The organism is Natronosporangium hydrolyticum, from assembly GCF_016925615.1.
GTDB lineage: Bacteria > Actinomycetota > Actinomycetes > Mycobacteriales > Micromonosporaceae > Natronosporangium > Natronosporangium hydrolyticum.
Window position 1 is genome coordinate 3216415 of sequence record NZ_CP070499.1, and the last position, 22986, is coordinate 3239400.

Annotated in this window: 26 protein-coding genes; 10 read left to right on the forward strand and 16 right to left on the reverse strand. The window is 68.4% G+C overall.

Annotated elements, in window-relative coordinates; all coding sequences use genetic code 11:
* Nucleotides 1–111 precede the first annotated feature (111 nt).
* From JQS43_RS14280 to JQS43_RS14290, 3 genes are read right to left on the reverse strand one after another with little or no spacing between them, the layout of a single operon-like run.
* Nucleotides 112–1101, reverse strand: coding sequence for a tyrosine-type recombinase/integrase (locus tag JQS43_RS14280; protein WP_239674878.1), 990 nt, complete (start codon nucleotides 1099–1101; stop codon nucleotides 112–114).
* On the reverse strand, nucleotides 1098–2027 hold the full coding sequence (locus JQS43_RS14285) for a tyrosine-type recombinase/integrase (RefSeq protein WP_239674879.1): 930 nt from the start codon (nucleotides 2025–2027) through the stop codon (nucleotides 1098–1100). The genes JQS43_RS14280 and JQS43_RS14285 overlap by 4 nt, the downstream gene beginning before the upstream one ends.
* On the reverse strand, nucleotides 2024–3226 hold the full coding sequence (locus tag JQS43_RS14290; RefSeq protein WP_239674880.1) for a site-specific integrase: 1203 nt from the start codon (nucleotides 3224–3226) through the stop codon (nucleotides 2024–2026). The genes JQS43_RS14285 and JQS43_RS14290 overlap by 4 nt, the downstream gene beginning before the upstream one ends.
* 90 nt (nucleotides 3227–3316) lie before the next feature.
* On the opposite strand from JQS43_RS14290, the gene JQS43_RS14295 reads away from it, so the two are divergent.
* Complete coding sequence (locus JQS43_RS14295; RefSeq protein ID WP_239674881.1) at nucleotides 3317–3694, forward strand: VOC family protein; 378 nt, start codon at nucleotides 3317–3319, stop codon at nucleotides 3692–3694.
* 47 nt (nucleotides 3695–3741) lie between these two features.
* Here the strand turns inward: JQS43_RS14295 and JQS43_RS14300 are convergent, their stop codons facing one another.
* The 5 genes from JQS43_RS14300 to JQS43_RS14320 all read right to left on the reverse strand — a co-directional run bounded on the left by JQS43_RS14300 (nucleotide 3742) and on the right by JQS43_RS14320 (nucleotide 7328).
* Nucleotides 3742–5247, reverse strand: coding sequence for a type I restriction-modification system subunit M (locus tag JQS43_RS14300; protein ID WP_239674882.1), 1506 nt, complete (start codon nucleotides 5245–5247; stop codon nucleotides 3742–3744).
* A 174-nt stretch (nucleotides 5248–5421) separates the two neighbouring features.
* A complete protein-coding gene (locus JQS43_RS14305; protein ID WP_239674883.1) occupies nucleotides 5422–5847 on the reverse strand; it encodes a type II toxin-antitoxin system VapC family toxin in 426 nt (141 codons plus the stop codon).
* Nucleotides 5844–6083, reverse strand: coding sequence for a FitA-like ribbon-helix-helix domain-containing protein (locus tag JQS43_RS14310; RefSeq protein ID WP_239674884.1), 240 nt, complete (start codon nucleotides 6081–6083; stop codon nucleotides 5844–5846). Before JQS43_RS14310 ends, JQS43_RS14305 begins: the two co-directional genes overlap by 4 nt.
* A gap of 318 nt (nucleotides 6084–6401) precedes the next feature.
* Nucleotides 6402–6611, reverse strand: a complete 210-nt coding sequence (locus JQS43_RS14315; protein WP_239674885.1) for a type II toxin-antitoxin system VapB family antitoxin — start codon at nucleotides 6609–6611, stop codon at nucleotides 6402–6404.
* Nucleotides 6612–6896: 285 nt separating this feature from the next.
* Nucleotides 6897–7328 carry a type II toxin-antitoxin system VapC family toxin gene (locus tag JQS43_RS14320; RefSeq protein ID WP_239674886.1) on the reverse strand — a complete coding sequence of 144 codons (432 nt, stop codon included), beginning with the start codon at nucleotides 7326–7328 and terminating at the stop codon, nucleotides 6897–6899.
* 211 nt (nucleotides 7329–7539) lie between these two features.
* Here JQS43_RS14320 and JQS43_RS14325 point away from each other — a divergent pair, with 211 nt between their 5' ends.
* Nucleotides 7540–7797 carry a ribbon-helix-helix domain-containing protein gene (locus JQS43_RS14325; protein WP_239674887.1) on the forward strand — a complete coding sequence of 86 codons (258 nt, stop codon included), beginning with the start codon at nucleotides 7540–7542 and terminating at the stop codon, nucleotides 7795–7797.
* Nucleotides 7794–8177 carry a type II toxin-antitoxin system VapC family toxin gene (locus JQS43_RS14330; RefSeq protein WP_239674888.1) on the forward strand — a complete coding sequence of 128 codons (384 nt, stop codon included), beginning with the start codon at nucleotides 7794–7796 and terminating at the stop codon, nucleotides 8175–8177. Before JQS43_RS14325 ends, JQS43_RS14330 begins: the two co-directional genes overlap by 4 nt.
* Before the next feature lie 367 nt (nucleotides 8178–8544).
* On the opposite strand, the gene JQS43_RS14335 is transcribed toward JQS43_RS14330, so the two are convergent.
* From JQS43_RS14335 to JQS43_RS14370, 8 genes are all read right to left on the reverse strand, one after another.
* Nucleotides 8545–8802: a hypothetical protein gene (locus tag JQS43_RS14335; RefSeq protein ID WP_239674889.1), complete on the reverse strand. Its 258-nt coding sequence runs from the start codon at nucleotides 8800–8802 to the stop codon at nucleotides 8545–8547.
* 58 nt (nucleotides 8803–8860) lie between these two features.
* The gene (locus JQS43_RS14340) at nucleotides 8861–9097 is read right to left on the reverse strand and encodes a hypothetical protein (RefSeq protein WP_239674890.1); all 237 of its coding nucleotides are present in this window, start codon (nucleotides 9095–9097) and stop codon (nucleotides 8861–8863) included.
* The gene (locus tag JQS43_RS14345) at nucleotides 9097–9354 is read right to left on the reverse strand and encodes a hypothetical protein (protein ID WP_239674891.1); all 258 of its coding nucleotides are present in this window, start codon (nucleotides 9352–9354) and stop codon (nucleotides 9097–9099) included. The genes JQS43_RS14340 and JQS43_RS14345 overlap by 1 nt, the downstream gene beginning before the upstream one ends.
* Nucleotides 9308–9946, reverse strand: coding sequence for an ABC transporter substrate-binding protein (locus JQS43_RS14350; RefSeq protein ID WP_239674892.1), 639 nt, complete (start codon nucleotides 9944–9946; stop codon nucleotides 9308–9310). The genes JQS43_RS14345 and JQS43_RS14350 overlap by 47 nt, the downstream gene beginning before the upstream one ends.
* A gap of 158 nt (nucleotides 9947–10104) precedes the next feature.
* Nucleotides 10105–10569 carry a hypothetical protein gene (locus JQS43_RS14355; protein WP_239674893.1) on the reverse strand — a complete coding sequence of 155 codons (465 nt, stop codon included), beginning with the start codon at nucleotides 10567–10569 and terminating at the stop codon, nucleotides 10105–10107.
* A 145-nt stretch (nucleotides 10570–10714) separates the two neighbouring features.
* On the reverse strand, nucleotides 10715–11347 hold the full coding sequence (locus tag JQS43_RS14360) for a hypothetical protein (protein WP_239674894.1): 633 nt from the start codon (nucleotides 11345–11347) through the stop codon (nucleotides 10715–10717).
* A gap of 214 nt (nucleotides 11348–11561) precedes the next feature.
* Complete coding sequence (locus tag JQS43_RS14365; RefSeq protein WP_239674895.1) at nucleotides 11562–11750, reverse strand: hypothetical protein; 189 nt, start codon at nucleotides 11748–11750, stop codon at nucleotides 11562–11564.
* A 318-nt stretch (nucleotides 11751–12068) separates the two neighbouring features.
* Nucleotides 12069–13265 (reverse strand): helix-turn-helix domain-containing protein, encoded by a 1197-nt coding sequence (locus tag JQS43_RS14370; RefSeq protein ID WP_239674896.1) that lies wholly within the window; start codon nucleotides 13263–13265, stop codon nucleotides 12069–12071.
* Nucleotides 13266–13718: 453 nt separating this feature from the next.
* Here JQS43_RS14370 and fxlM (JQS43_RS14375) point away from each other — a divergent pair, with 453 nt between their 5' ends.
* The 7 genes from fxlM (JQS43_RS14375) (at nucleotide 13719) to JQS43_RS14405 (ending at nucleotide 22885) form a co-directional block, all read left to right on the forward strand.
* A complete protein-coding gene (gene fxlM / locus JQS43_RS14375; RefSeq protein WP_275580899.1) occupies nucleotides 13719–14918 on the forward strand; it encodes a methyltransferase, FxLD system in 1200 nt (399 codons plus the stop codon).
* A gap of 83 nt (nucleotides 14919–15001) precedes the next feature.
* Nucleotides 15002–16273: a methyltransferase, FxLD system gene (fxlM, locus tag JQS43_RS14380; RefSeq protein ID WP_275580900.1), complete on the forward strand. Its 1272-nt coding sequence runs from the start codon at nucleotides 15002–15004 to the stop codon at nucleotides 16271–16273.
* Nucleotides 16274–16321: 48 nt separating this feature from the next.
* A complete protein-coding gene (locus JQS43_RS14385) occupies nucleotides 16322–16519 on the forward strand; it encodes an FxLD family lanthipeptide (RefSeq protein ID WP_239674899.1) in 198 nt (65 codons plus the stop codon).
* Nucleotides 16520–16630: 111 nt separating this feature from the next.
* Nucleotides 16631–19657: a lantibiotic dehydratase gene (locus JQS43_RS14390; RefSeq protein ID WP_275581093.1), complete on the forward strand. Its 3027-nt coding sequence runs from the start codon at nucleotides 16631–16633 to the stop codon at nucleotides 19655–19657.
* Nucleotides 19644–20888, forward strand: coding sequence for a lanthionine synthetase C family protein (locus tag JQS43_RS14395; RefSeq protein ID WP_239674900.1), 1245 nt, complete (start codon nucleotides 19644–19646; stop codon nucleotides 20886–20888). Before JQS43_RS14390 ends, JQS43_RS14395 begins: the two co-directional genes overlap by 14 nt.
* Nucleotides 20889–20906: 18 nt before the next feature.
* Nucleotides 20907–21746 carry a thiopeptide-type bacteriocin biosynthesis protein gene (locus JQS43_RS14400; protein WP_239674901.1) on the forward strand — a complete coding sequence of 280 codons (840 nt, stop codon included), beginning with the start codon at nucleotides 20907–20909 and terminating at the stop codon, nucleotides 21744–21746.
* Between the two features lie 227 nt (nucleotides 21747–21973).
* Nucleotides 21974–22885: a hypothetical protein gene (locus tag JQS43_RS14405; RefSeq protein WP_239674902.1), complete on the forward strand. Its 912-nt coding sequence runs from the start codon at nucleotides 21974–21976 to the stop codon at nucleotides 22883–22885.
* Nucleotides 22886–22986 lie beyond the last annotated feature (101 nt).

The following is a 22986-nucleotide window of genomic DNA, read 5'->3' on the forward strand; positions in this document are numbered from 1 at the left end:
GGTCGACCTATGCCGAGCCTGGAACTATGCCGACCCGCGCCCGCGGGTGGGGCGGCGATCTTTGCGGGGGTGGGCTGCGCGCGGTGGCGACCTCTCGGGCGCTCGGCATAGTCACAGGCCTTCCAGGAACGCCAGCAGCGGGTCGGCGGGCCGGTAGCGACCCGGCGGAGCGGAGTTCGGTGTGGTGAGTTCGAGTGCTCGTTGCTTGATGGTCATGTCGGCGTGGAGATAGACGTTGGTGGAACGGATGTCGGCGTGCCCGAGCCACAACGCGATCACCGCGGTGTCGACACCTGCTTGCAGCAGCGCCATGGCGCAGCTGTGACGAAGGACGTGCGGGTGGAGCTTGTCTGGGTGGATGGACGGGCAGTGCTGCGCGGCTGCGGTGGCGTGTTTGCGGACCAGCCGCTGCACGGCATCGGCGCTGAGCCGGCGCCCGGTGCGGGTGGGAAACAGTGGCTCGTCGCGGGCTCCGGCGCGCTCGCTCAGCCAGACCTTCAGGACCGCTTCGGTCGCCCCGATCAGGGGAACGGCCCGGTGTTTACGGCCCTTGCCTTGGCAGCGGACGCAGGCGCCGGTTCCGAGGGTGAGATCGCCGCAGTTGAGGCCGGTGAGTTCGGAGACCCGCAGCCCGGTCTGGACCGCGAGCAGCAGCAGCGCCCGATCGCGGCGGCCTTCCCACCGGGCCAGGTCGGGGGCGGCGATCAGCGCGTCGGTCTGTTCGGTGGTCAGGAACGAGACGATCTGTTTGTCGTAGCGTTTGGCGGGGATGGCCAGCACTTGCTGGATCAGCGCGGCGTGCTCGGGGTGGCGCAGCGCGGCGTAGGCGAACAGGGACCGGATCGCGGTCAGGCGCAGGTTGCGGGTCCTGGCGCTATTGCCACGCTCCCTCTCGAGGTGGTCCAGGAACGTGCTGATCGTCTCGGCGGGCAGGTCTTGCCAGTCCAGCGCAGAGGCTGGTTTGCCGACGCGTTCCTGCACGAACACGACGAGCATCCGCAGCGAGTCCCGGTAGGAGGCGATGGTGCGTGGGCTGGCGTGGCGCTGGTTGGCCAGCCGGTCGGTGAAGAAGCTTTGCAGGGTGGGGGCGATAAGGCTCACCGCGCGATCACCCCTCGGGACAGCTCCAGCCTGCCGGCGGCCAGCGCCAACAGCTCCGGCGCGGCCGACAGGTACCAGTAGGTCGAGCGCGGGTCGCGGTGCCCGAGGTAGGTCGACAGCATCGGCAGCTGGGCCTCCACGTCGAGCCCGGCCTGGTACCAGCCCTGCAGGGTGCGCACCGCGAACGTATGGCGAAGGCCGTGGATGCGAGGACGGGTCGAGGCGTCGGCCCCGATCCCGGCGGCCTCGCAGAGCCTGCGGAACACCTGCTGCACCACCGGGTAGATGACCCGGTTGCCGCGGATACCGACCAGGAAGCTCATCGTCGCCGGGTTGAGGCAGATCCGATCCCGCTCGTGCGTATACCGGTCCAACGCTTCCACCGTGGAGGGCGAGATCGGCACGTAGCGCGACTTGCCGAACTTGGACTCGCGGATCGTCAGCACCGCACCGGCTAAGTCGATGTCGGCCCGGTCGAGCCGGATCGCCTCCCCAACCCGCATCCCGGTGGCGGCCAGCAGCCCGACCAGCGTTTCGTGGGTTGCCGCCGGCAGTCGCCGCCGGATTGCCCGGGCCGCGGCCATCAGCGCCTCGATGTCGGCTGAGGTGTAGATGTATGGCAGACGCCACCGTTGCCGGCTCGGGATCAGCCCGAGTGGTGGGATCTCGGTGGCCGGGTCGATGCTGGCCATGTGGCGGGCGAACCCGCGGGCGATGGTCATCCGCCGAGGCCACACGCTGTTCGCCGGGTCGGCGTCCGGCTGCTGCGCCCACGCCAGCGCCGCGTCGATGGTGACCGTTTCCGTGCCGATCGCCTCCAGGTAGGCGACGAACCTAGGTAGCAGCCGGTGGTGCTCTGCGAGCTCGTGGCCTAGCGAGCGACGCAGCCGCAGGTAATCCTCGGCCGCGTGGGTCAGCGCGCTCATCGCCGGGCTCCCGGCCATGGTTGGGCGATGCGCCGAAGCGCGTCCAGGTCGACCTTGGCGTAGACCGCGGTGGTGGCCAGGTCCCGGTGACGCAGTACCTGGCTGATCTCGACCAGCTTGGCGCCGCGACGCAGCATCTCGGTGGCCAGCGCGTGCCGCAGCCGGTGCGGCCCCACCTCCGGCAACCCCGCCCGGCGGCAGGCCCGGCGGGTAACGTCGCCGACGAGGTCCGCCCGGATCGGCCGGATCGGGGCCTTGAGCATCAGAAACACCTGGCGGATCGAGGTCACCGGGCGCACCTCGCGTAGGTAGGCGGTCAGCGCCTGGCCGACATCGTGCGGCAGCGGCAGCCGGTCACGGCGCCGCGCCTTGCCCGCCACGGCAATCTCGCCGGCCCGCCAGTCGAAGTCACCCAGCTCTAGCCGGGCGACCTCGATCGACCGCAGGCCCAGCCGGGCCACCAGCAGGAGGATCGCGAAGTTGCGCACGCCGGTCGGGCTGGCCCGGTCGCAGCCGTCCAGCAGCCGCTGCACGTCTGCGGAGGCAAGCCCGACCGGGATACCGGTGTCGTGCCAGCCGGCCGCCGGCGGTACCGCGCTGGCCAGCGCGGTCGGGGTTAGCCCCTTCAAGTGCAGGAACCGCAGCAGCGACCGTAGCTCCGCCACCCGGCCCTTGACCGCGCCCACGCTGACCCGCTCGCTCTCCCGTAGCAGGAACCCGACCACATCCGCCGCGGTAAGGTTCACCGCGACCTGGCCGCCGTCTGCGGACCGCTGCTGACCGAGGAACCGGCGCGCCAGGTTCTCGTACCGCAGCACGGTCGGCGCCGCCAACCCCCGATCGATCACTAGCCAGGTCCGGTACTCGGCCACCAGCTGCTCCACCGGCGAGTCCGGAACCGGCTTAAACGCCAACGCTCCCTCACTGTCCAAATAGTCTAGAAGCGGTCGAAGGCCACGCGGACCCGGAACCCGCCGCACGCCCCGCGCCCGCAGCGCGTCCAGGAACGACTCCACCGCCACCGAGTCAAGCTGGGAGAACTTGACGTCCGAACTCTGCATCCAGCGTCCCAGCTGCCCGGCCAATGTAAGGACATGCTTGATGCTGCCCGGTGCGTAACCGCGCTCCAGCAACCAGGCCCGCAGGCTCTCGATATACGGGCCCATCCAGCCCGGCTTGCGTCTGGTCGTTCCCGACATGGCGTTGCCTCCATCCCGGAGCACCCTGCTCCGACCACCAAAGCGTCAACCTGGTGGCGGTGCCCGAGCAGCATCGGTAACCTTCGCCGGATGAGCCACCTCATGGAGATCGTGCTGGATTGCCGTCATGCCTCGAAGCTGGCGCGGTTCTGGCAGGTCGCGCTTGGTTGGCGGATCCGGCCCTACGACCAGGCCGAGGTCGCCCGGCTCGCCTCCCTATGCCTGACACCAGAAACCGATCCGACGGTGGCCATCGACTCCCCGGACGGTTCGCTGGTCTTCTTCCTCCAAGAGGTTCCCGAACCCAAGACCGTGAAGAACCGCATGCACGTCGATGTCCGGCTCCGAGACCAGGATCACCTGGACGAACTCCTCCGGCTGGGCGCCACGGTGATCTCCGAGCATGACGGATGGCGGGTTCTGGCCGATCCCGAAGGCAACGAGTTCTGCGCCAAGCACCCGGACTAGCCGCTCACCGCGCTGTGCTCGGGGCGATGGGCGCCTAGGACGAGCGGTTACGGCCGGTGCAGGCGACCGGTCGTGTGACTATGCCGAGCGCCCGAGAGGTCGCCACCGCGCGCAGCCCACCCCCGCAAAGATCGCCGCCCCACCCGCGGGCGCGGGTCGGCATAGTTCCAGGCTCGGCATAGGTCGGTTCGCAGCACCTTCGAGAAGTCCGGGTCGGCGTCGGTGAAGTCGGCGTATAGCTTGACGACCTTGGTGCGGTCGGCGTCGCTGATCTCGCGGCCCTTGGAGCCGAGGTTCTTGCGCATCTTGGTCCAGAACGACGTGCCGTCGATCAGCTGGACCAGACCCTTACGCTCTGGACGCTTGGAGTTGTCGAGGACCCAGATGTAGGTGGCGATCCCGGTGTTGAAGAACATGTTGGTCGGCAGCGCGACGATCGCGTCGACCAGGTCGTGTTCCAGCAGCCACCGGCGGATGTTGGAGGGGCCGGACTCGGCGGCGCCGTTGAACAGCGGCGAGCCGTTCATCACGATCCCGGCCCGGCCGCCGCCGTCCTCCGGCGCCCGCAGCTTGTGGGCCAGGTGGAGCAGGAAGAGCATCTGCCCGTCCGAGGTCGACGGCAGGCCGGGGGCGAACCGGCCGTACGGGCCCGCCTCGTCGCGCTCCTTCGTCACCGTCTTGGCGTACTGCTTCCAGTCGACACCGTACGGCGGATTGGACATGCAGAAGTCGAACTGGCGGCCCTTGAACGCATCGTCGGTGAGGGTGTTGCCGAAGGCGATGTTGCTGGTGTCGTGGTCCCTGGCCAGCAGGTCGGACTTGCAGATCGCGTACGACTGCGGGTTGTACTCCTGCCCGTACAAGGTCAGCTTCGCGCCGGGGTTGTATGCCAGCAGGTAATCCTCGGCCAGGGCGAGCATGCCGCCGGTGCCCGCGGTGGGGTCGTAGAGCGTCCGGACGATGCCGCCCTCGTCCAGCTCGGCGCCTCTGTCGGCGAAGAGCAGGTCCACCAGCAGCCGGATCGCGTCCCGCGGGGTGTAGTGGTCACCGGAGGTCTCGTTCGCGGCCTCGTTGAACTTGCGGATGATGTACTCGAACGCGTCGCCCATGTCGGCGTTGGAGACGGTGTCCGGGTGCAGGTCGATGGCCTTAAAGGAGGTGACCACCTCGCGCAGCAGCTCCGCCTTCTGCAGCGCGAGGATCTCCTTCTTGAAGTCGAAATACTGGAACACGTCGACATCGGGTGAGAACCGGTCGATGTAGTCGGCCAGGTTGTCCGCCAGCCCGTCGGCGTCGGCCAGCAGATTGCCGAAGGAGTAGTTCGAGGTGTTATAAAACGGCCGGCCGGTCGCCTTCTTCACTTCGATCTTGAGCCGGTTGGGGTTGTCGTACTTCACCGCCAGCGCCCGCACCGTCTCCCGGTCGGGCTCAAGGATGCAGTCGAGGCGTCGCAAGATTGTGAGCGGGAGGATCACGTTGCCGTACTGGTTGGGGCGGTAGGGGCCCCGCAGCTGGTCAGCGATCGACCAGATGAAACTACCGAGGGCGCTCACAAGGCTCCTTACGGGGGTTACTCGGCGACAGATGATGGACGCCTAGCGTAAGCCCGTGCGGCCGTCGAGCAGACAGCGGCGCACAGCTTACCGCAGCTGACGCGTTTCAGAGCATCATCACCCAAAGCGAAACTTCGTGCCAGCGGCCAGCGGCCCGCGGTAGCAGGGCTGCGGTCACTGCGACTCGTCGAACGGGTTGACTACGGCGACTCCGGTGGCTTCGAACGGTGCGGTGTCCCGGGTGGCGACTGCGAATCCCGTGACTCGGGCGATACTGGCGATCAGCGCGTCGAAGTCACCGACTGCCAGGCCTTGGGCGCGGGCCTGAGCCCGCAAGGTGCCGTAGGCGGTGCTGGCCGGCTCGTCGAAGGCCAGGGTCCGCCCGTGGAACAGCGGCACGAACTCGCCCTCGAACCGATCCTGCAGTTCCTGCCGGCGTCGCCCCTCGGGTAGGCAGGCGATGCCGTAACGCACCTCGGCCAGGCTGATCGTCGTGAGGTAGAGGGTCTCGACCGCCTGAGCGTCCAGCCAGGTGACGACACCCGCGGCCGGCCGGGGACGCAGTGGTTCGGAAATGACGTTCGTGTCAAGGATGATCACGCAAGGTCCAGTGGCTCGCGGCTGGTCTTCTCGCGCGTGACCGCCAGCTCTATGCCCCCCGCCCCCTGGCCGATGGACGCCAGCAGGGAACCTACCTTGACCCGGTCCGGGGACGACACCGCAGCATCGAGGATCGCGCGCACCTCAGCCTCAGTGCTGCGGCGGCTCGCGGCCGCGCGGGCCTTCAGTGCGCGATGGGTCGCGTCGGACAAGTTGCGGATAGTGATCGCAGCCACGGCAGCCCTCCCTCAGTCTTGTGATGTCATTTCGCGACAATGATAGCACTGCTCAACCGCGCTGCGCCCGCCAACGTCGTCAGGGCCAGGTCGAACTATCCAGAATCCGAACCATATGCCGGGTGTCCGTGGTCCCGCGATCGGAACGGTCCAGCCGGCACGTAGTCGTTGATCGTCTGCGGCGTCGCCGCCCGAAGCTCACGCCGGCGGCGCGATGATGACCCCGAGCGGCCATCCGCAGCTGCACCGCCGGGTTGTCGATCCGAGCGTGCGCAGAGGTGTCGATCAGGTAGAGCTGCCCGGGGCAGACCGGTGCGGTCACCGGCGAGCCTGCCGCATGACCTCCGAGTCCGCGATGTCCGGGCCGACCCCGAGGGCATACGGGTCATCGAGCAGTTGCTCGATGCGGCGGCGACGCTTGGCCACGAATTCGAGCGCGGCGTTCACCGTGTCTTTCTTGGTGGTGGTACCCAGCTCCTTCGCGGCCAGCGCGAGGGCGTCGTCGTTCAGGTCGATCATGGTCTTCATATATCCGGTCATACTGCCACGGACATACGAGCCGCAACACCGCTGGTGTGGCCTGGACTCGCGCTGTTCGCGTACCTCGCGGCGCTTAGCGTCCGCACCTACGCCGAGGCGGCTGGGGCGCTGGTGGCTCACCTCCGCGCCGCAACAACGACCACGACGCCGACCTTTCGTGCAGCGCGCGGATGGTCAGGTGGATGGACGCCGCCGTCATCCCGCTCGCCCTCCTCGGCCCGTGCAATCGCACGCCAGGCGACCGCCCCAGGTGAGGGCGCCTCGCCGGATGGGCTAATGCTGGCGGTTTGAGTCGTAGGTAGCGAGGCCGAGTTCAGTCCAGGCGGCGAGTAATCGTCGATCGCCCGAGGCTGCCACGAGGTCATCGCTTCTGAGCTGCTCTGCCGACGCACAGTGCACGGCATCGTAGCCGCGCAGCTCAAGCCGGTCTGCCAGCGACGCGGCCCGGCCGACAACCAGCTCATCGACCTCAGCCACGTCGATCTCCGACCACATCTGGTCCAACAACTGCAGGCTCCGCCGGTGCGCCGGGTCGGTGAGCCGGCCCAGTCGCCGGGCCTGGGCCAGAGCGGCAGCGGTCTCCACGTACAGAAGCCGACTCGACACCACCTCGTCGGGGTCGTCCCAGAAGCGCCGGCACACCTCGCTGGTCGGCTCGTCGATCAACAGTGGCACGTAGGCGGAGGTGTCCAGGTAGCCGATCACCGCCGCTGCTCATCAACCAGGTCGCTGACTGGCTACCGCCATGGTTCGAGTAGGTAGAGAAAGTGGGCCGAACTATCCACAATCCGAATCGCGCACAGATAGCACGCGGGCCGGTCGTGACCGGCATCGTCGGGGCTACGGCCCAAGGGCGGGGTCGGTAGGCGGCAGTTAGCTCGGCCTAGTTCGTGCCCGCCGGTGTATGATGTGGTGTATGACGCGCACCAACATCTACCTCGAGGAGCGGCAGACCGCGATTCTTGACCGGATCGCTGGCGAGGAAGGTGTGTCCCGTGCCGAGGTCATCCGCCGGCTGATCGATCGAGCGCTGGCCGGCCGCGACGATGATCTCACCGCGGACTTGGCTGCCATCGACGAGTCATTCGGCGCCCTCGGCGAGCTGGATGTGCCGGCCCGCGGCGCCAGCGATCGGGAGGCGCACCTGTCGCGCATGTGGCAGGTAGCCGCGTGATCCTGATCGACAGCGATGTGCTCATCGCCCACCTTCGAGGAGTCGAGCCGGCACGTGACTGGCTCCGGAAGGCCCGGACCACCGGACCGCTCGCGGTTAGTGTCGTCTCGATCGCCGAACTCACTGGCGGTATGCGGTCGGCCGAACGGCGGGAGGTGTTTGCCTTGCTCGGAGCACTTCGCGCGGAGCCGGTCACCGAGTTGGTTGCCCGGCGTGCGGGCGAGTTCATGCGCCAGTATCGTCGCAGCCACAACGGTATCGGCATCGCCGACTACCTGATCGCCGCCACTGCGGAGCTGCATGGACAACAGCTCGCCACCCTGAACGTGCGGCACTTCCCGATGTTCGCCGACCTGCGGCCACCGTTCGAAGTTCCGTAACTACGCTGCGGTGCTCGATGCTGTCCGGGATCTTCGTCGGCCCCGAGCATGTCCGCTGCCACATGGTCGGGGCCTCAGTGATCGCCGTTGACGACGCAGAAGCCGTTGCCTTCCGGATCCCGCATCCAGACATGGTCCTCGGACCGAAAACTATGGTGGGCCGAACTTGCCAGAATACGAACCGGACTCCCGTTCGGCGGTCACGGTTGGGGCCGTCCGGAGTCGGTCGACGACGCGCTCACTGAGATGATCTTGCGTTTGCGTCGCCGCGCGACACTGTTTAAACAGCCGACATCTGCCCTGCCTGGAGGGCAATCCCATGCTTGTCGATTCGCGAGGAGTGCTTTTGTGGTTGGTTTGCTGCGTATCACTGCCGGATTACCGAATGCCGTCGCTCCCGCACCGCGTTGCTGGGCCCGGTCGGTACCTGTCGAGGCGGCGGTGCGGCCGGCGGCGGAGGAGACTGGGCGAACACAGGGCTCATCAACCCCAATGCGCGGTCGAGCTGACCCGCGACCTGTTCAGTCAGGTCCTCCCCGTCGATGATCAGCTGGATATCGGAGACCACCCGGCGTGTAACTCCGGTGGGGCGGGTCCGGGTCTGGTGGAAGACTCGTAAGATCACCCGGGGACTTTCCACAGCGATGCACCAGGAGCCGTGATCGTCACGGCCCAGGCACGCGTCAGTTGATCGGAAGCTCCTCGACGAACCAATCGGCCACCGAGACGACGTTAGTCAGCAGTAGGAACACCAACGCGGCCCCCAGCCCGAAGACCATCGTTTTCCAGGGCCAGCCGCCGCGTCGCATGACTACCCGGTAGCAGCCGTGGGCCAACACCACCACGGCGAAGGCCAGCGGCAGGGCCAGTTCAAGGAAGGCCAGCCATCCGGTGATCCATGTCTGCAGCGGGCTGTCCACTACGCGCCGGGCAGCAGGTCGAACGCCACCACGTCCCCCGGGGTAACCCCCGGCGGCACCGCGCCAGCACCTTCCAGAGTGGCGATCATTTGCGCCACCCGTTGCCGCTCAAGGCCCCCGATGGGCGCTGGGCCGACGTAGGGAGCCATCAGCTCCAACTCGGCGGCTGCGATGTCAACATCAGTCGGTGGGTTATACACGGCCAACGAATCAGCAGCCGCCGCCGGCTCGGTGGTCGCCTCCGCCAGCCCACGCATGATCGCCGCGTTGAAGCGCCGAACCAGGTCGGGCTCCTGCAAAGCGATATCGCGGGTGGTCACATGCACCGTGCCGAACATCTGACAGCTCAGCGTAGGTGGGAAAAAGCGTCTCGATCACGCTTCCCTCCAGACCGCCGATCGTGGCGCCCTCAAGGTCGCGAGGGCGGTCGGCGGTCAGTGACAGTATCGCGGCGGTTGTCTGCTGCTGGACGGCAGACACGATCACGGTGTCGGTGTCCTCACCCAGCCCGTGGCGGATGATTACCCCGGCCGCGTCAACAGCGGCGAACTGAACCCGCCCGCCAGCGAGCAACGTGGCCGCGTTCGCCCCGGCCCCGCCGGGTTCGACGTTAACGACCAAGCCCTCGTCGGCGAAGTATCCACGCTCGACCGTCAGGTGGACATAGGCTTCGCGGCCGAACGGTCCAACGCCGTCCAAGTAGGTGATCTCGTCCCGGATGGTTCGGGTGACGCTGGTCTGCCCGCTGCCGCAGGCGCTGAGTAGCGCCCCAGCGGGGGCGGCGGCAGCAGCGGCCATCCCGGCGGCGAGCACGGTGCGGCGCGGTAGGCGTCGCTGTGGAGGCAGCATAGAAAGCACCTTCCTCATGGTTGTTCGGGGTGGGTCGGGCCCGGGGCAGCACGTGGAGGCGGGCGCCCCGGGCCCGGTTGTGCACCTGCCGTCGACGATGCGGGAGCACAGCAACGGCGGCAGCAGGTGGTCTTGGCGGGCATTGCTCGGCGGGCCGCCTACTGGCCCAGCAGCGTCGCGAACCGGCGCCGGGCCTGGCTGAGGCGCCGCTGCAGCTCCGGTACATCGACGCCGAGGGCCTCTGCCGCAGGCGGCAGCTCTCGGTGCTCCACCACCGCGGCCACCGCCTCCTGGTCGGCCTCTGGCAGCATCGCCCATACCTGGGCGAGGGTGATCAGGTCCACTAGACGCTGCTCGGAGGTGTCGGGAGCTGCCGACGAGAGCGCCCAGTTGGCCAGATCTGACGGCACCAAAAGCGCAGGGCTCGGTGTGTGTCGCCGCTGCGCTAGGGCTACCCCGCGGATGCCGACGGATACCAGCTCACTGGGCGATGCTGGCGGGTGACCGGCCGTCAGCATCGCCTGGATCGCCTCGCTGGCGGCTGCACGGCGGACGTCGAGGGGCAACGGTATCGGCCAGGTCGCCCGGACCACGCTCCACACCAGCCCTGCGAGCTGACTCATCGGGCTACACGCAGCATATGAAGTCCATTCCTCACAATGGTGGGGGCTGGGCCCGGGCAGTACATGGAGGCGGGCGTCCCGGGCCCGGGCTTGTACACCTACCGCCGCCGCTGGAGGGGGTTCAGCAACGGCGACGGCAGGCGGTCTAGGGGGCGGCGCGCTGCCTCCGGTCGGTACCGGGCGTCCAGGCCAGAAACCTGTCCCACAGTTGCTCGGGGTCGTCAGTGAGCCGGGCGACGATCGCCGCCTCCATCCATAGGGTCATCTCCGCGGCGAGATCGCCGGGGGCGTGGTCGAATGCTTGGGCGAGGCGGTAGCGGGCAAGCGGGCATGGCCAGTCGAAGCCGTCGGACTCGCAGTGCCAGTCCGGCTGGCGGGGCATATGGTTGCCGAGGTGTTCGCGCAGGTCGATCACTGGCGGGCCAACTTCAGCACAGCGTGCGCCGCGATAGCAGCGGCGAAACTCGGGGACAGCAGATAGATCCGGGCCATTTGGTCGACAAGCCGCGCCGGATCTATCCCATCGTCGAGGGTTGCCCGATAAACGCGGACCTGCCCGTCCAACGACTCGTTGTCGCGGGCCAATACGGTCAAGGTGAGCCAGCAGCTCCGGAGTGTCAATCCTCGGTGCGCCTGCCAGCGTCACCAATGCGGCGACCGTAATCTCGGCGATGCTCTGCGGGTCGGTCAGCTGCTGCTCGTGGATCGCCGCGGCCAGCCCTGAGGTGCTGCTCTCGCGGGCGAGCGCCACCAGTTCATGCATCGGGTGGTCGTTCATGATCTAGCCTGCCTTGACCGCATTGGCCGGCCTGGGCGGCGCCGCGGCCACCGCGCTGTCGCTGCCTTGCCGGGGGTTGGGTGGAGGGGTGCGGCGGGATCGATCGGACGAGCGATCGCCGGAGACCCGATCCGGCTTCCGTCGCACCCCTCCGGTCTGAGGGGGTGTCGGGCGAGGTTGACCGGCTCACCGATCACGTTTGACTTGGGGTCGGTCACGGATTGCCTACCTGTCGTGAACGGTGCCGAGCGGCGCGGGTGAGCAGCGGCGCCAGCGCCGGCAGCTGCTGGGTGGGCGGGTCGATAGCTGCCGCCCCGGGGCGGAGCAGGTCCGACCAGTGCGGCACCCCGGGAGCGAGGACCTGGTCGCCGTCGGGCACCGGGCGCAGGTGGTTCGTTTCCATCGGCCGGTCTGGGTCTGGGCGTCGCCAGGGCCACCACATCGCTGCCTCCGCACGGTTGAGGGTGGGGGAAGCGAGAGCCTTTCGCCCGCTACCCCGGTTCCGGGGGGAGGGGCCGCGCCCCTCCGGCTTGGGACCGGAGCCGCGGCGAGCGGTGCCTGTCGCTAACCGCGCCCCCGGGGAGGGTTGGGTCGTACGGCGCCCCTTGTGGAGGCGGCGAACGACCCATGCCTGAGCTTCACCCGCAAGGGTCGATGATTGGAAGAGGTTCGCCGTCCGGTGGATGTCCGCCACTGCGTCCGTTGGCGACGGACAGGCATGTCAGCTGTTTGACAGGTCGCGTAGCGCAGCTCGGAAATCCTGCACCGGCCGACCTTCTCGGTGTTGCCGCTGCAGTTCCTGACCAACCTCCTGAGCGACCATTAACAGCGTGGGCATCGACCGCCGCCGGGACTGAAATGCCTCCAACCCGACCGCGACCGCCTGCTCCAGCTCACCGGCTCGGGCGGCCACGGTGCTAAGGGTGAGTCTGGCCTCAGCCATCCGCATAGGTGCCTTCTCGGTGCCGTCCGCTGCGGTTCCCAGTTCGATGACCCGCAGAGCGTGGTGTGCGGCCAGGTCGTCGCGGCGCACCAGCCGGTAGGCGTCCATCGCGTAGAAGTCCCACTTGTCGGGGTCCACGACGAAATGGTGATCGGGCCTTGATGGGGGCTGGTGCCGGTCCAGGAGTTGCCGTCCGACCGTCAGCGCCTGCTCAACCGCGGCCGGGTCGCCCATCCGTGCATGTGCCTTGGCCGCTTGCCCGGCCAGCTGCACCGCGGCGGTGTGTTCCCCGGCTGCCCCCATACCCGCGTCGGCGGCGGTGACCACGTCCCGGTAGCGTCCCTGCGTCAGCGCGAACCAGGAAGACATCTCCCACGCCCACGCGGCGATCTCGCCATGGCCGACCTCAGTGGCCAACTCCAAGGCAGCCGTCCGGGTGGCTTCCGCCGAGGCGCGCATCTGCAGGTCGTACTCGATGCAGCCGACCAGCAATGCCAGCCAGCCTGCAGCCACCAGCAACTCTCGGTGTGCCCGAAGCCCCACCGGGCTGCGGAGAAGTCGATCTACCTCCCGCAGCCACCGCAGCCCTTCTGCCCGTAGCTGTTGGGCGTCCTGCCAGCCGTAGTCGCAGCACATGGCGTAGACGGTGGCGTGTATCCCTTCCACCACAGCGGGCGACACGTCGGAGGCGCGGAGGCGGTTCATCAGCTCGGCGGTTTCCCACAGACCAGTAGCCGGCTCAGTCTCCTCTCTTTCGGAGACGAGTGCCATCAGCTGTCCCTTTGCCTCGAGGGCCGAGTCAAGCGCGCGCACTGTGCTGGGGGTCGGTTGGGTCTTGCCGGTCTCCAGCTGACTAATCGTCGAGCGGCCCACGTAGCTAGCGTTGTAGAGGTCCCTCAGCGACATGCCGCGTTGCTGTCGAATCTCACGCAGCATGGCTGGGAATCGAGGGTCGGTGAAGGTCCGGCGTGGCATCTTGCCTCCCTGCTGACGGTCAGGGCGGTGGAACCGGCCGTCCGTCAGGTCCGGCCGGCCCACCGATAAGTTGACCGTAGCTGATGTCGCCCATTGTGGCCGTCACTTGTTCAACTGTCGCAACGATGGTGTCGGGTCGCCCCGCATGCTGCGGGCTGGCGCCGGGTGGTGCGGTGGTGGCGCCATGAAGAGGTGGTCCAGAGTGCGTTCCGCAGTGTCCGGGATCTGTCCGTCGCAGCAGCGGACAGAACACGTCTAGCGATCAGAGGGTTACGGCTCGTATGCTTTGACGCAGGCCTATCTGGCTGCCCAGCGCCGACCGCCAAGACACCGCCCCCCTTGTAACCAAGTCCGCGGAGCGCAGGCGCCCAGGATCCTCCCAGACACGAAAGGGCGAGACCGATCACCACCGTCAACGAACCATCCACCCGTCCGGGCGGCGACGCCGAGCGGTTGCGTCATGCCATGGTCGACGGGATTAACTCTTGGCAGCCGCTGTCGGAGCCGGTTGCTGCTGCGATGCGTCAAGTCCCGCGACACCTGTTCGTCCCCGACGCCTCTCTTGAGGAGGCCTACTCCAACAGCACCGTGGTCACGCGCCGTGACCAGGACGGGATCGCCACCAGCTCGTCAACCGGTCCCGGATTGATGGGGGCGATGCTGGACCAGCTCCAGCTGCGGCCGGGCATGCCGGTGCTGGAGATCGGCGCCGGGACCGGCTACAACGCCGCCCTGCTGGCCGCGTTGGTCGGCCCGGCCGGTCACGTGACCGCCGTGGAGATCACGCCCGAGGTGGCCGACGATGCTCGCGCAGCCCTCACCGCGGCTGGTGTGACCAACGCGGAGATTGTCTGCGGGGATGGCGAGTACGGCCACCGGCCGAACGCGCCTTATGACCGGATCATCGCCACAGCCGGAGCGTGGGAGCTGCCCCAATCATGGGGAGATCAGCTCGCCGAAGGTGGTGTCCTGGTCGCGCCGCTGCGGATCAAGGGGTTGACCCGATCGGTGGCGCTGACCCGCGACCCGTCCGGGGTGTGGCGCAGCCACAGCGCCCTCAACTGCGGGTTCATGCCGATCCGCGGCCGCGGCGCGATGCCCGAACGCAACATCCGCCTCGCGGAGGACCTGACGGTCCGTTTCGATGACGGCCAGGACGTGGATGCGGACGAGCTACGGCGGGTTGCCTCTCCTCCAGGCGAGGTCAGGTGGTCACGAGTCCTCATAGACCGCCCGCTTGATCTGCTGGACCTTTACCTGGCCGAGCTGGACGGTTTCTGCCGCGTGCTCGCTTCAGCATCGGTGACAGAACGCGGATTGATCGAACCAGTGGCCGGCTGGGGAAGCATGGGCGCCGCCACCAGACAGGCGCTGGGGTACCTGACGAAACGCACCAGTCTCGATAATCAGTACCTGGATGAGCTGGGCGTTTGCGCCTACGGGCCAGCCGCCGCATCAATGCTCGACCAGTTGACCGAGCGGGTTGACCGGTGGAGGCGGACCCGCGAAGCGATCGCCGGGGTGCGCATCGAGATCCACCCACCCGGCCGGGGCGAGGTCGCCGACGCGCTCATGACCGTTGAGAAGCGGCACTCGCGGGTCGTTGTTCGCCCTCGGCAGGAGTCCGAGAGAAGGGCCCCGCAACCTGGGTGAGACGGACCCGTAGGTTGTCGCCTCGTTAAGAACCGGGAGCCCCGATGAGTAGCCTCCCGCACCTTCGACCCAATGGAGCACAGATGAGCGCAAACCACACTCGACAGACGGAGGACTTCTCCGCACTGAGAGCATCGATGGTTGACGACCTCCGCGAACTGGAGATGGTCACCACCGAACCGGTTGCCGCGGCGCTGCTTGCCGTCCCCCGGCACCTGTTCGCCGCCGGCGAGCCGCCCGAGACGGTGCACGATGTGAACGCCACACTGGCGCCGAAACTCGCGCCCGACGGTACGAAGCTCAGCGTGATCTCGGCACCGCACATCCAGGCAGCAATGCTGGAGCAGGCGCAGATCAAGCCTGGAATGAACGTTCTTGAGGTCGGAAGCGGCGGCTACAACGCGGCGTTGCTGGCCGAACTGGTCGGCCCAAACGGGGCTGTAACCACCGTTGACATTGATCCGGAGATCTGCGAACTGGCACGGTCCCGGCTCGACATCGCCGGGTACCGGCACGTGCGGGTGCTACAAGCGGACGCGGAGCATGGCGTACCCGAACGGGCACCCTACGACCGCATCATCGTCACCGTCGGCGCGGCGGACCTTCCGCCAGCCTGGATCCACCAGCTGCACCCGGAAGGCAGGATGGTGGTGCCACTGCAATTCGCCGGGATCACCCGCCTGGTCGCCTTCGACCACAACGGCGCAGGCGGGCTGATTAGCCGAAGCTACCGGCTCGGCAGCTTCGTGCCGATGCAGGGCGACGGCGCCCAGGATGAGCACCTGGTACCGATCAACGGTGCTGTGACGCTCCGGGTGGACCAGGCCGCGACGGCGGAAACACTCGATGTGGCTGCGCTGCGCAAGGCAGTTCATACGCCGAGGATCGCCCGCTGGTCCGGGACCGCATTCGACTTCCCGGACGAACTCGACCTGTTCCTGCTCACCTGTGAGCCGGAGATTCCGATGTATGTGCTGTACGCAGGCGAGAGCCTGGTGGAGCAGGAGGTTTTCACTCCCGCGGCCCTACGGGGTGCGCCCACGCTGGTCGATGGTGGAAGCTTCGGCTACCGCAGCAAGCGCACGAACAACCAGATCGGGGCCGCCCCCGGCTCCGGCGGCGGCAGGCGTTACGAGGAGCAGACCGCTGGGTTCGAAAGCGGAGTGGTCGCCTACGGCCCCAACGCGGAGACGGTCGCAGACCAGTACCTGCAGCTGCTGCGCCGCTGGGCGCGAGACTACCGGCGCCGCTGCGCCGCACGCATCGAGTATCACCCCAACAGCTCAGACGTCGGCCACGTCAACGGGTGGCGGACCAACAAGAAGCACGGCACCGTCACCGTCAACTGGCCCTAACCATCTAATAACGACGTTCGTGATCCCGTCTGCCTTGAGGAGGTAGTCATGTCGAATGCGCTCGACCAGACAGATACCACGAAGAGTCATCCCGCCAGGGACGGCGAGCAAGCTGGAGCCGACGACTGGGAGCTTGACATCAAGTTCATCGAAGCAGGCGATGCTGTCAAACACCTCATCTACATGACCAACGATCAGTGCGGCACGACCTGCCAGTCGGCCTGCACTAACACCTGCCCGTCTTAGGAAGGACGATGCGGGCTGGGGTGCCTGGACGGCGGCTACCGCCCAGGCGCCCCAGCAGGGGAAGGAGCGGTGGTGTATCGGTACCTCGACGCGTTGGTTGTTCGCTGCGCGGTGGGCCCGACTGGTCGCCAGCTACCCCACTGGCCTGACCTGACCGGGCAGCAAGGATTGACAGCGTGGCCGCAGTGGCTTCGGCAGGTCCTGGCGCAGCCCGAATTCTCAGCGGCGCTGGAGCACGCCAGCCCGGTGCTCGCTGCTCGGGCACGGGCGGTGAGTGCCGGCGGTCCGCTGTCTGACCGGGGCACCCGCCGCGTGGTGTTTTCGGTCATGCGTTACCTGCTACGCGCCAGCGGCCGAGCGACCCCATACGGCCTGTTTGCCGGGGTGGCCCCCGGGGCGGTGGCTGCCAGCGGGGTAGCGCACGTTGGCCACGGTCACCGTGCGGTTGTGCGTGTGCGTGCCGAATGGATGGCTGCACTGATCGACCGGCTGGAGGCCGACCCTGATCTGCAGCCGCTGTTGCGGGTGCGCGCCAACAACCTGCTGGCCGAACGCGGCGGCCGGTTTGTGCTGGCGAACCCGGCGGGGCAAACCCCGGACCGAGTACCGACCCAGCAGCTGGTGCGCGCCACTGGCCCGGTCCGGGCGGCGTTGCAGCTCGCCCACAATCCGAGGGTTGTGTATGAGCTGGTGGGCAAGCTCGTTGACGAGTTCGAGGTGGCCGCTACCACCGCCGGAGACCTGCTGGCTCAGATGGTTCGGCACCGTCTGCTGGTGACCAGTCTGAGGCCGCCGATGACGGTCACCGATCCGCTAGGTTGGATCACCGCCGAGGTGGAGAAACTGCTGGCTGACGCGGCTTCAAGCACCGCGGCGCCGGCCAGGGATCTCATGGACGGGCTGGGCACTGCCGCAGACCAGGTTTCCCACCGTGAGACGTCGGTGAGCTGGGCAAATTCTCGGCGGCGGCAGGTCGTCGATGCGCTCAACACGGTGAACCCGGCCAGCGAGGCATCCGTAGCGGTTGACCTGCGGCTGGACGCCACCGTGGCGGTGCCGCACACCGTGATGGATGAGGCAGCTCGTGCGGCGGGGCTGCTGGTCCGCCTCGCCCGCCCCACCACTGCCGGCTGGGTTGATTGGCATGGCCGGTTCCTCGAGCGCTACGGCCCTCGCGGGGTCGTCCCCGTTCTGCAGGCGGTCGACCCCGATACCGGACTCGGCTACCCGGCCGGCTACCACGGCACCCCGCCCGTGCCGGCGGCCACTGTGACCGACCGGGACCGCGTCCTGCTGGCGATCGCACAGCAGGCCGCCCTCACCGGCCGGCACGAGATCGAGTTGGACGAGACCACCATCGGCGAACTCGCCGGGGCGAAGCCGGTGACCTCGATCCAGCCCAGCACCGAACTGACCGTCGGCATACACGCCCCCACGATCCGGGCGGTGGAGCAGGGCGAGTTTCGGCTGGCGATCGTGGGAGTGTCCCGCCGAGCGGGCACCACCACAGGCCGGTTCCTGGACATGCTCGAGACGGGCGACCGTGAGCGGATCGCCGACCAGTATTCGGCGCTGCCGACGCTCACCCGCGGCGCGCTGCTGGCACAGGTCTCGGCCGCGACCCCGTACACGGTCACCGAGGACGTTGCCCGCGCCCCGCAGGTGATGTCGCACCTGATCCCGGTTGGCGAGTACCACGACAACCGGGGCGACATCATCGCGTTGGATGACCTCGCGGTCACCGCCGACGAGCAGCGTCTCTACCTGGTGTCGATGTCGCGCCGTCGGGTTGTCGAACCGGTCGTGCTCAACGCGGTCGAGCTGGTGCATCACACCCTGCCGATTGTGCGGTTCCTGGTCGAGATCCCCACCGCAGTGTCCACCCCGTGTGTCGCGTTCGACTGGGGCCCGGCTGCTGCGAGGTTGCCGTTCCTGCCCGGGCTGCGGCATGGGCGAACGATCCTGTCCCCGGCCCGGTGGCTCCTACCGGCAGCCGCGCTGCCCGCCCCGGGCGGGACGTGGCAGGAGTGGAGCCGCTCGCTGGCCGCCTGGCGGGCGGAGACAACCTGCCCGGCCACGGTGTACCTCGGCGACGGGGACCAGCGCATCCGGCTGGACCTGGCCGAACCAGCGCACCAGGCGCTGCTACGCGACCACCTGGCTCGTCACGGCACCGCGGCGTTTCGGGCCGCCCCGGCCGAGGATGCTGCTGGGTGGATCGGCGGGCGTCCGCACGAGATCGTCATCCCCCTGGTGGTTGACGTCGAGCCGACGCCGCCGCCGCAGCTTGCGGACCCGATCGAGCCGGTGACCGTCCGCGACCACGGGCATCTGCCCGGCTGCGGCGGCCGCGTCTACGCCAAGCTCTACGGTCACCCCGACCGGCAGACCACCATCCTCACCGAGTACCTGCCGTTGCTGCTCGACCAGCTCGGCGGCGGCTGCCGGTGGTGGTTCCTGCGCTATGGCGACCCGGAACCCCACCTGCGACTACGGGTAACCGGCCCTGCCGACCCGGCCACGGTCGGGGCCTGGGCGCAGCGGTTGCGCCGCGCCGGTCTCGCGAGCCGGGTCGTGTTCGACACCGACTACCCCGAAACCGCCCGGTTCGGCGGCACCGACGCCCTCGCCGCAGCTGAGGAGGTCTTCGCCGCCGACTCCGCCGCCGCGATCGCCCAGCTGACGGCCGCCGACAACCGGCAGGGCCCTGATGCTGCGGCGTTGACGGCAGCGAGCTTGCTCGACCTCATCATCGCCTTCATCGGCGACGGTACCGAGGCGATGCGGTGGGCTATCGACCACACGCGGGCGCACCGGCCGGCGCCGCCGCGAGCTGTCTACGACCAGGCAGTTCTGCTGGCCAACCCCCACAACCAAGCCGAACTCGCCGGGTTTCCCGGAGGTGCACGCGTTCTGGCGAGCTGGCAGCAGCGGCGGCGGGCGCTGACCGCCTACCGCGACAGGCTGCGGACCTGCGGCGCCTTCCCTCCCGAAGTGCTGTTGCCGGATCTGCTGCACCTGCACCACACCCGAATGGCAGGCCCCGACCTGGAAGCCGAACGCCGCTGCCTGCACCTGGTACGCGCCGCCGCGCTGAGCTGGACCATCCGAAGCAGCAACGGCCATGACCCCACCTAACCCGGCCGCGCTAGCCGCAGCCGAACAAGTCGCCGACGCCTTCGCCCAACCCCGCCACGTCCGCTACCTCACCACCAGCGGCCGGGCACGGCCGCAGTCGCTTGCCGGCGGCGCGGTCGGCATCGCCCTGCTACACCTCGAACGCCTATGCTCCGGCCACGGCGACGAGACCACCGCACACACTTGGTTGTCCCACGCCGCCGCCGAACCCGTGAGCGCGGGCGACAACGCGAACCTGTTCCACGGCGCCCCGGCCCTCGCGTTCGCCCTCCACGTCGCCGCGGCCCTCAGCGGCCGGTACCACCGCACCCTCGCAGCACTCGACGACAAGACCATTGCCATCACCCGAGGCCGCCTGGCCGCCGCCCGCTCCCGCATCAACCGCGGCGACCGGCTCCCGATGCGTGAGTTCGACCTTGTCCACGGTCTCACCGGACTCGGCGCCTACCACCTGGCCCAACACCCCGACCACCCCGTCACCCGCGAAGTGCTCACATACCTCGTCCGGATCACCCAGCCCTCGGCAACGGCACGCAAACCCGGCGGCGACGATCTCCCTGCGTGGTGGCTGGCCAGCGGCCTCAACGGCAACCCGGATCCGCAGGCGTATCCGCAGGGGCACGGCAACCTCGGCGTCGCGCACGGCATCAGCGCGGTCGTCGCCCTGCTCTCCCTGGCAATCCTGCGTGGGCTGCCGGTACCCGGCGCTCGGCAGGCGCTCGCCGACCTGTGCGGTTGGATCGACCGGTGGTGCCAGGACAGTGAAACCGCCCCCTGGTGGCCCGGCTTTGTGACGACCAGCCAGGTCCACGGCTCCCAGCCGCCGGCCCGGCCCCGGCCGTCGTGGTGCTACGGCATCGCCGGCACCGCCCGCGCGCAGCAACTGGCCGGCATGGCTATGGCCGACACCACACGCCAGCACCTGGCCGAGGCGGCGATGCTGGCCACGCTGCGTGACCCGCATCAGCTGGCCCAGCTTCCCGAAATCGGGCTGTGCCACGGAAAAGCTGGCCTCCTCCAGGCCGGATGGCGTATGGCCGCCGACGCCGAAGACCCTCACCTCGCCACCACACTCGGCAGTCTCACCGACGAACTCATCACCCAACTGTCGGGCCAGGTCGACGACCCCGACCTCATGGACGGCACCACCGGCGCCGCCTTAGCCCTGCACACCATCGGCACCGGAACCGGCCCATCCTCCGGCTGGGACACATTCCTCCTGCTGACCTAACACCCCTTCGGAGCGACCGTGACCCCACCCCTGTGGCGCCAGTTCGACATCGAATTCCCCGACTACAGCCGCGCCGAACCCGCCGCCGTCACCCACCTGGCCCCGCTTCTCACCACCACCGAAGCAGACGGGCTGATCGACGGATGGTGGTTCATCCGCAAACGACCGTGCTGGCGGATGCGCTACCTGCCCACCGACAACCCCCCAACCATTCAGGAACACCTTCGCGCCGCTCTCGGCCGCCTCCAGCAGGCACAACACATCACCCGGGCAACCGAGGTCATCTACGAACCCGAAACCCGCGCATTCGGCGGCCCTGAAGCGATGGCCGTCGCCCACCAGCTGTGGCACCGCGACAGCCGAAACCTACTGGCCCACCTCGCCGCAACCACCGACGAACCCGCACGCCACCGCCGGGAACTGCCGCTGCTGCTGTACAGCACGATGCTGCGCGCCGCCGGCCTCGACTGGTACGAGCAGGGCGACGTCTGGGCGAGAGTCGCCCGCAGCCGCCCACCGGCCGCTGTCGGCGACCGTCCCAACCTCACAGCGACGATGCGACGCCTCTTGACCGTCGACACAGACGATCTCACCCGATCCAGCAGGGCCACCGCAGGGCTTGCTGACTGGACGGCCGCCTACGCCGACGCCGGCCGCAACCTCGCCCGGCTCAACGCCGGAGGGTTCCTTGAACGCGGCCTACGCCACGTTCTCGCCCACCACATCGTGTTCGCATTCAACCGGATCGGCCTGCCCGCCGCCACACAAGCCGTCCTCGCCGCAACCGCCTCCGAAGTGTTCTTCGACGACCCGCCGCAGCCACAGCATCCCCGGTCGGCTTCGGCAGGGTTGTCGTGATCGACCCAACCGGGCCGACCGCCCGCAGGTTCCCGATCGTCGCCCGGCCCCGGCCGGCGTGCCAACCCCTAATTCGAAGGGTCCGCGACCTGCGCCACCGAGCCGCCGCCGCGGTTGACCAGCAGGACCGCACCGCGGCGACCGTGGTGTTCAACCTCTCCGCGCTTCTAGCCTCAGACTGCGGGCAACCAGCCCTGGCGTACCGGTGGTGCCAACACCTTGCCCACATGCTGCTTCGCCGACCGCCGCAGAATCCCAAGCAAGCCATCGCTAGCCTCGAACCCATCGTGAACCTCGCCAGGTTACGCACCCGCGCCGGCGACGGGCCCGGCGCATGGTCGCTGCTGGAAACCCTGCACCAAGCCATCACCACCCGCACCGACATCAACATCGACGGCATCCACATTCCCGCAGCCTGCCTCACCCGGACCCCCGACTTGCACCGGGAACTGTCCACCTGGCTTTGGACGGTGCTGCTCGCAGACGGCGGCCGTGCCCTCACCCTGGCCGGCCGATGGGCTGAGGCCCACCGGCGGCTCGAACAACACCGAGGCGTCGGAAGGCGCATGCTCGACGGCCGCCAAATCGCTGTCCTCGCTCACGCGGTCGCAGGCGACCACGACACCGCGCTCACACTTCTGGAAGACACTGAGCGCGGGGAAGCCTGGGAGGCCGCGGTCACCACTTGCCTAACCATGCTGTGCCGACCCAGCAGCGCCGGCCCCGCCGATCTACGCACTGTCAGGCAGCAGCTCGAACCGCCACCGGCGGAACTGGTGGTCTTCCACACCCGCCTGGGCCTGTGCCTACTCGATGCACTGCCGTCCAACGCACTCTCGGCCGTCCCCTACATCGCCGCCGGCCTGCTCCGCCATGCCGTCACCGACGGATATGCCGCACGCGACCTGCTGAACCATCCTCTATGCCGCAGCATCGCCACCGGCCAGCAACTTCAAGCTCTCACCGACGTGGTGGGTGCATGCGGGCTCGACGCCGGCGCGATCCCCGCCGATTCACTCGGCGACATCACCGCCGCCCTCGACCAAGCAGGAACGCTGCTGGCCGGCCCGGGTCACGGAAACCAGATAGCAGCGACGCTGCCAGCGCGCAGCGCCCTTACAAACCGAGCCACTTCGTGACGACTGCCCTGGTTCCAGCCGGTGTATCCACCAGCCAATGTCTGCTCCGCCGACAGCCATCATCCAGCCGACCACGGACGGCGTTCCACATCGCCTGTACC

Bases quoted from the DNA above. Each gene is read 5' to 3' on its own strand.
- JQS43_RS14285 (WP_239674879.1), bottom strand. From the start codon at position 2,027: ATGAGCGCGCTGACCCACGCGGCCGAGGATTACCTGCGGCTGCGTCGC.
- JQS43_RS14290 (WP_239674880.1), bottom strand. From the start codon at position 3,226: ATGTCGGGAACGACCAGACGCAAGCCGGGCTGGATGGGCCCGTATATC.
- JQS43_RS14295 (WP_239674881.1), top strand. From the start codon at position 3,317: ATGAGCCACCTCATGGAGATCGTGCTGGATTGCCGTCATGCCTCGAAG.
- JQS43_RS14315 (WP_239674885.1), bottom strand. From the start codon at position 6,611: ATGAAGACCATGATCGACCTGAACGACGACGCCCTCGCGCTGGCCGCG.
- JQS43_RS14325 (WP_239674887.1), top strand. From the start codon at position 7,540: ATGACGCGCACCAACATCTACCTCGAGGAGCGGCAGACCGCGATTCTT.
- JQS43_RS14345 (WP_239674891.1), bottom strand. From the start codon at position 9,354: ATGCGTGGGCTGGCGGAGGCGACCACCGAGCCGGCGGCGGCTGCTGAT.
- JQS43_RS14350 (WP_239674892.1), bottom strand. From the start codon at position 9,946: ATGCTGCCTCCACAGCGACGCCTACCGCGCCGCACCGTGCTCGCCGCC.
- JQS43_RS14355 (WP_239674893.1), bottom strand. From the start codon at position 10,569: ATGAGTCAGCTCGCAGGGCTGGTGTGGAGCGTGGTCCGGGCGACCTGG.
- JQS43_RS14360 (WP_239674894.1), bottom strand. From the start codon at position 11,347: ATGAACGACCACCCGATGCATGAACTGGTGGCGCTCGCCCGCGAGAGC.
- JQS43_RS14365 (WP_239674895.1), bottom strand. From the start codon at position 11,750: ATGGAAACGAACCACCTGCGCCCGGTGCCCGACGGCGACCAGGTCCTC.
- JQS43_RS14370 (WP_239674896.1), bottom strand. From the start codon at position 13,265: ATGCCACGCCGGACCTTCACCGACCCTCGATTCCCAGCCATGCTGCGT.
- fxlM (WP_275580900.1), top strand. From the start codon at position 15,002: ATGAGCGCAAACCACACTCGACAGACGGAGGACTTCTCCGCACTGAGA.
- JQS43_RS14385 (WP_239674899.1), top strand. From the start codon at position 16,322: ATGTCGAATGCGCTCGACCAGACAGATACCACGAAGAGTCATCCCGCC.
- JQS43_RS14395 (WP_239674900.1), top strand. From the start codon at position 19,644: ATGACCCCACCTAACCCGGCCGCGCTAGCCGCAGCCGAACAAGTCGCC.
- JQS43_RS14405 (WP_239674902.1), top strand. From the start codon at position 21,974: ATGCTGCTTCGCCGACCGCCGCAGAATCCCAAGCAAGCCATCGCTAGC.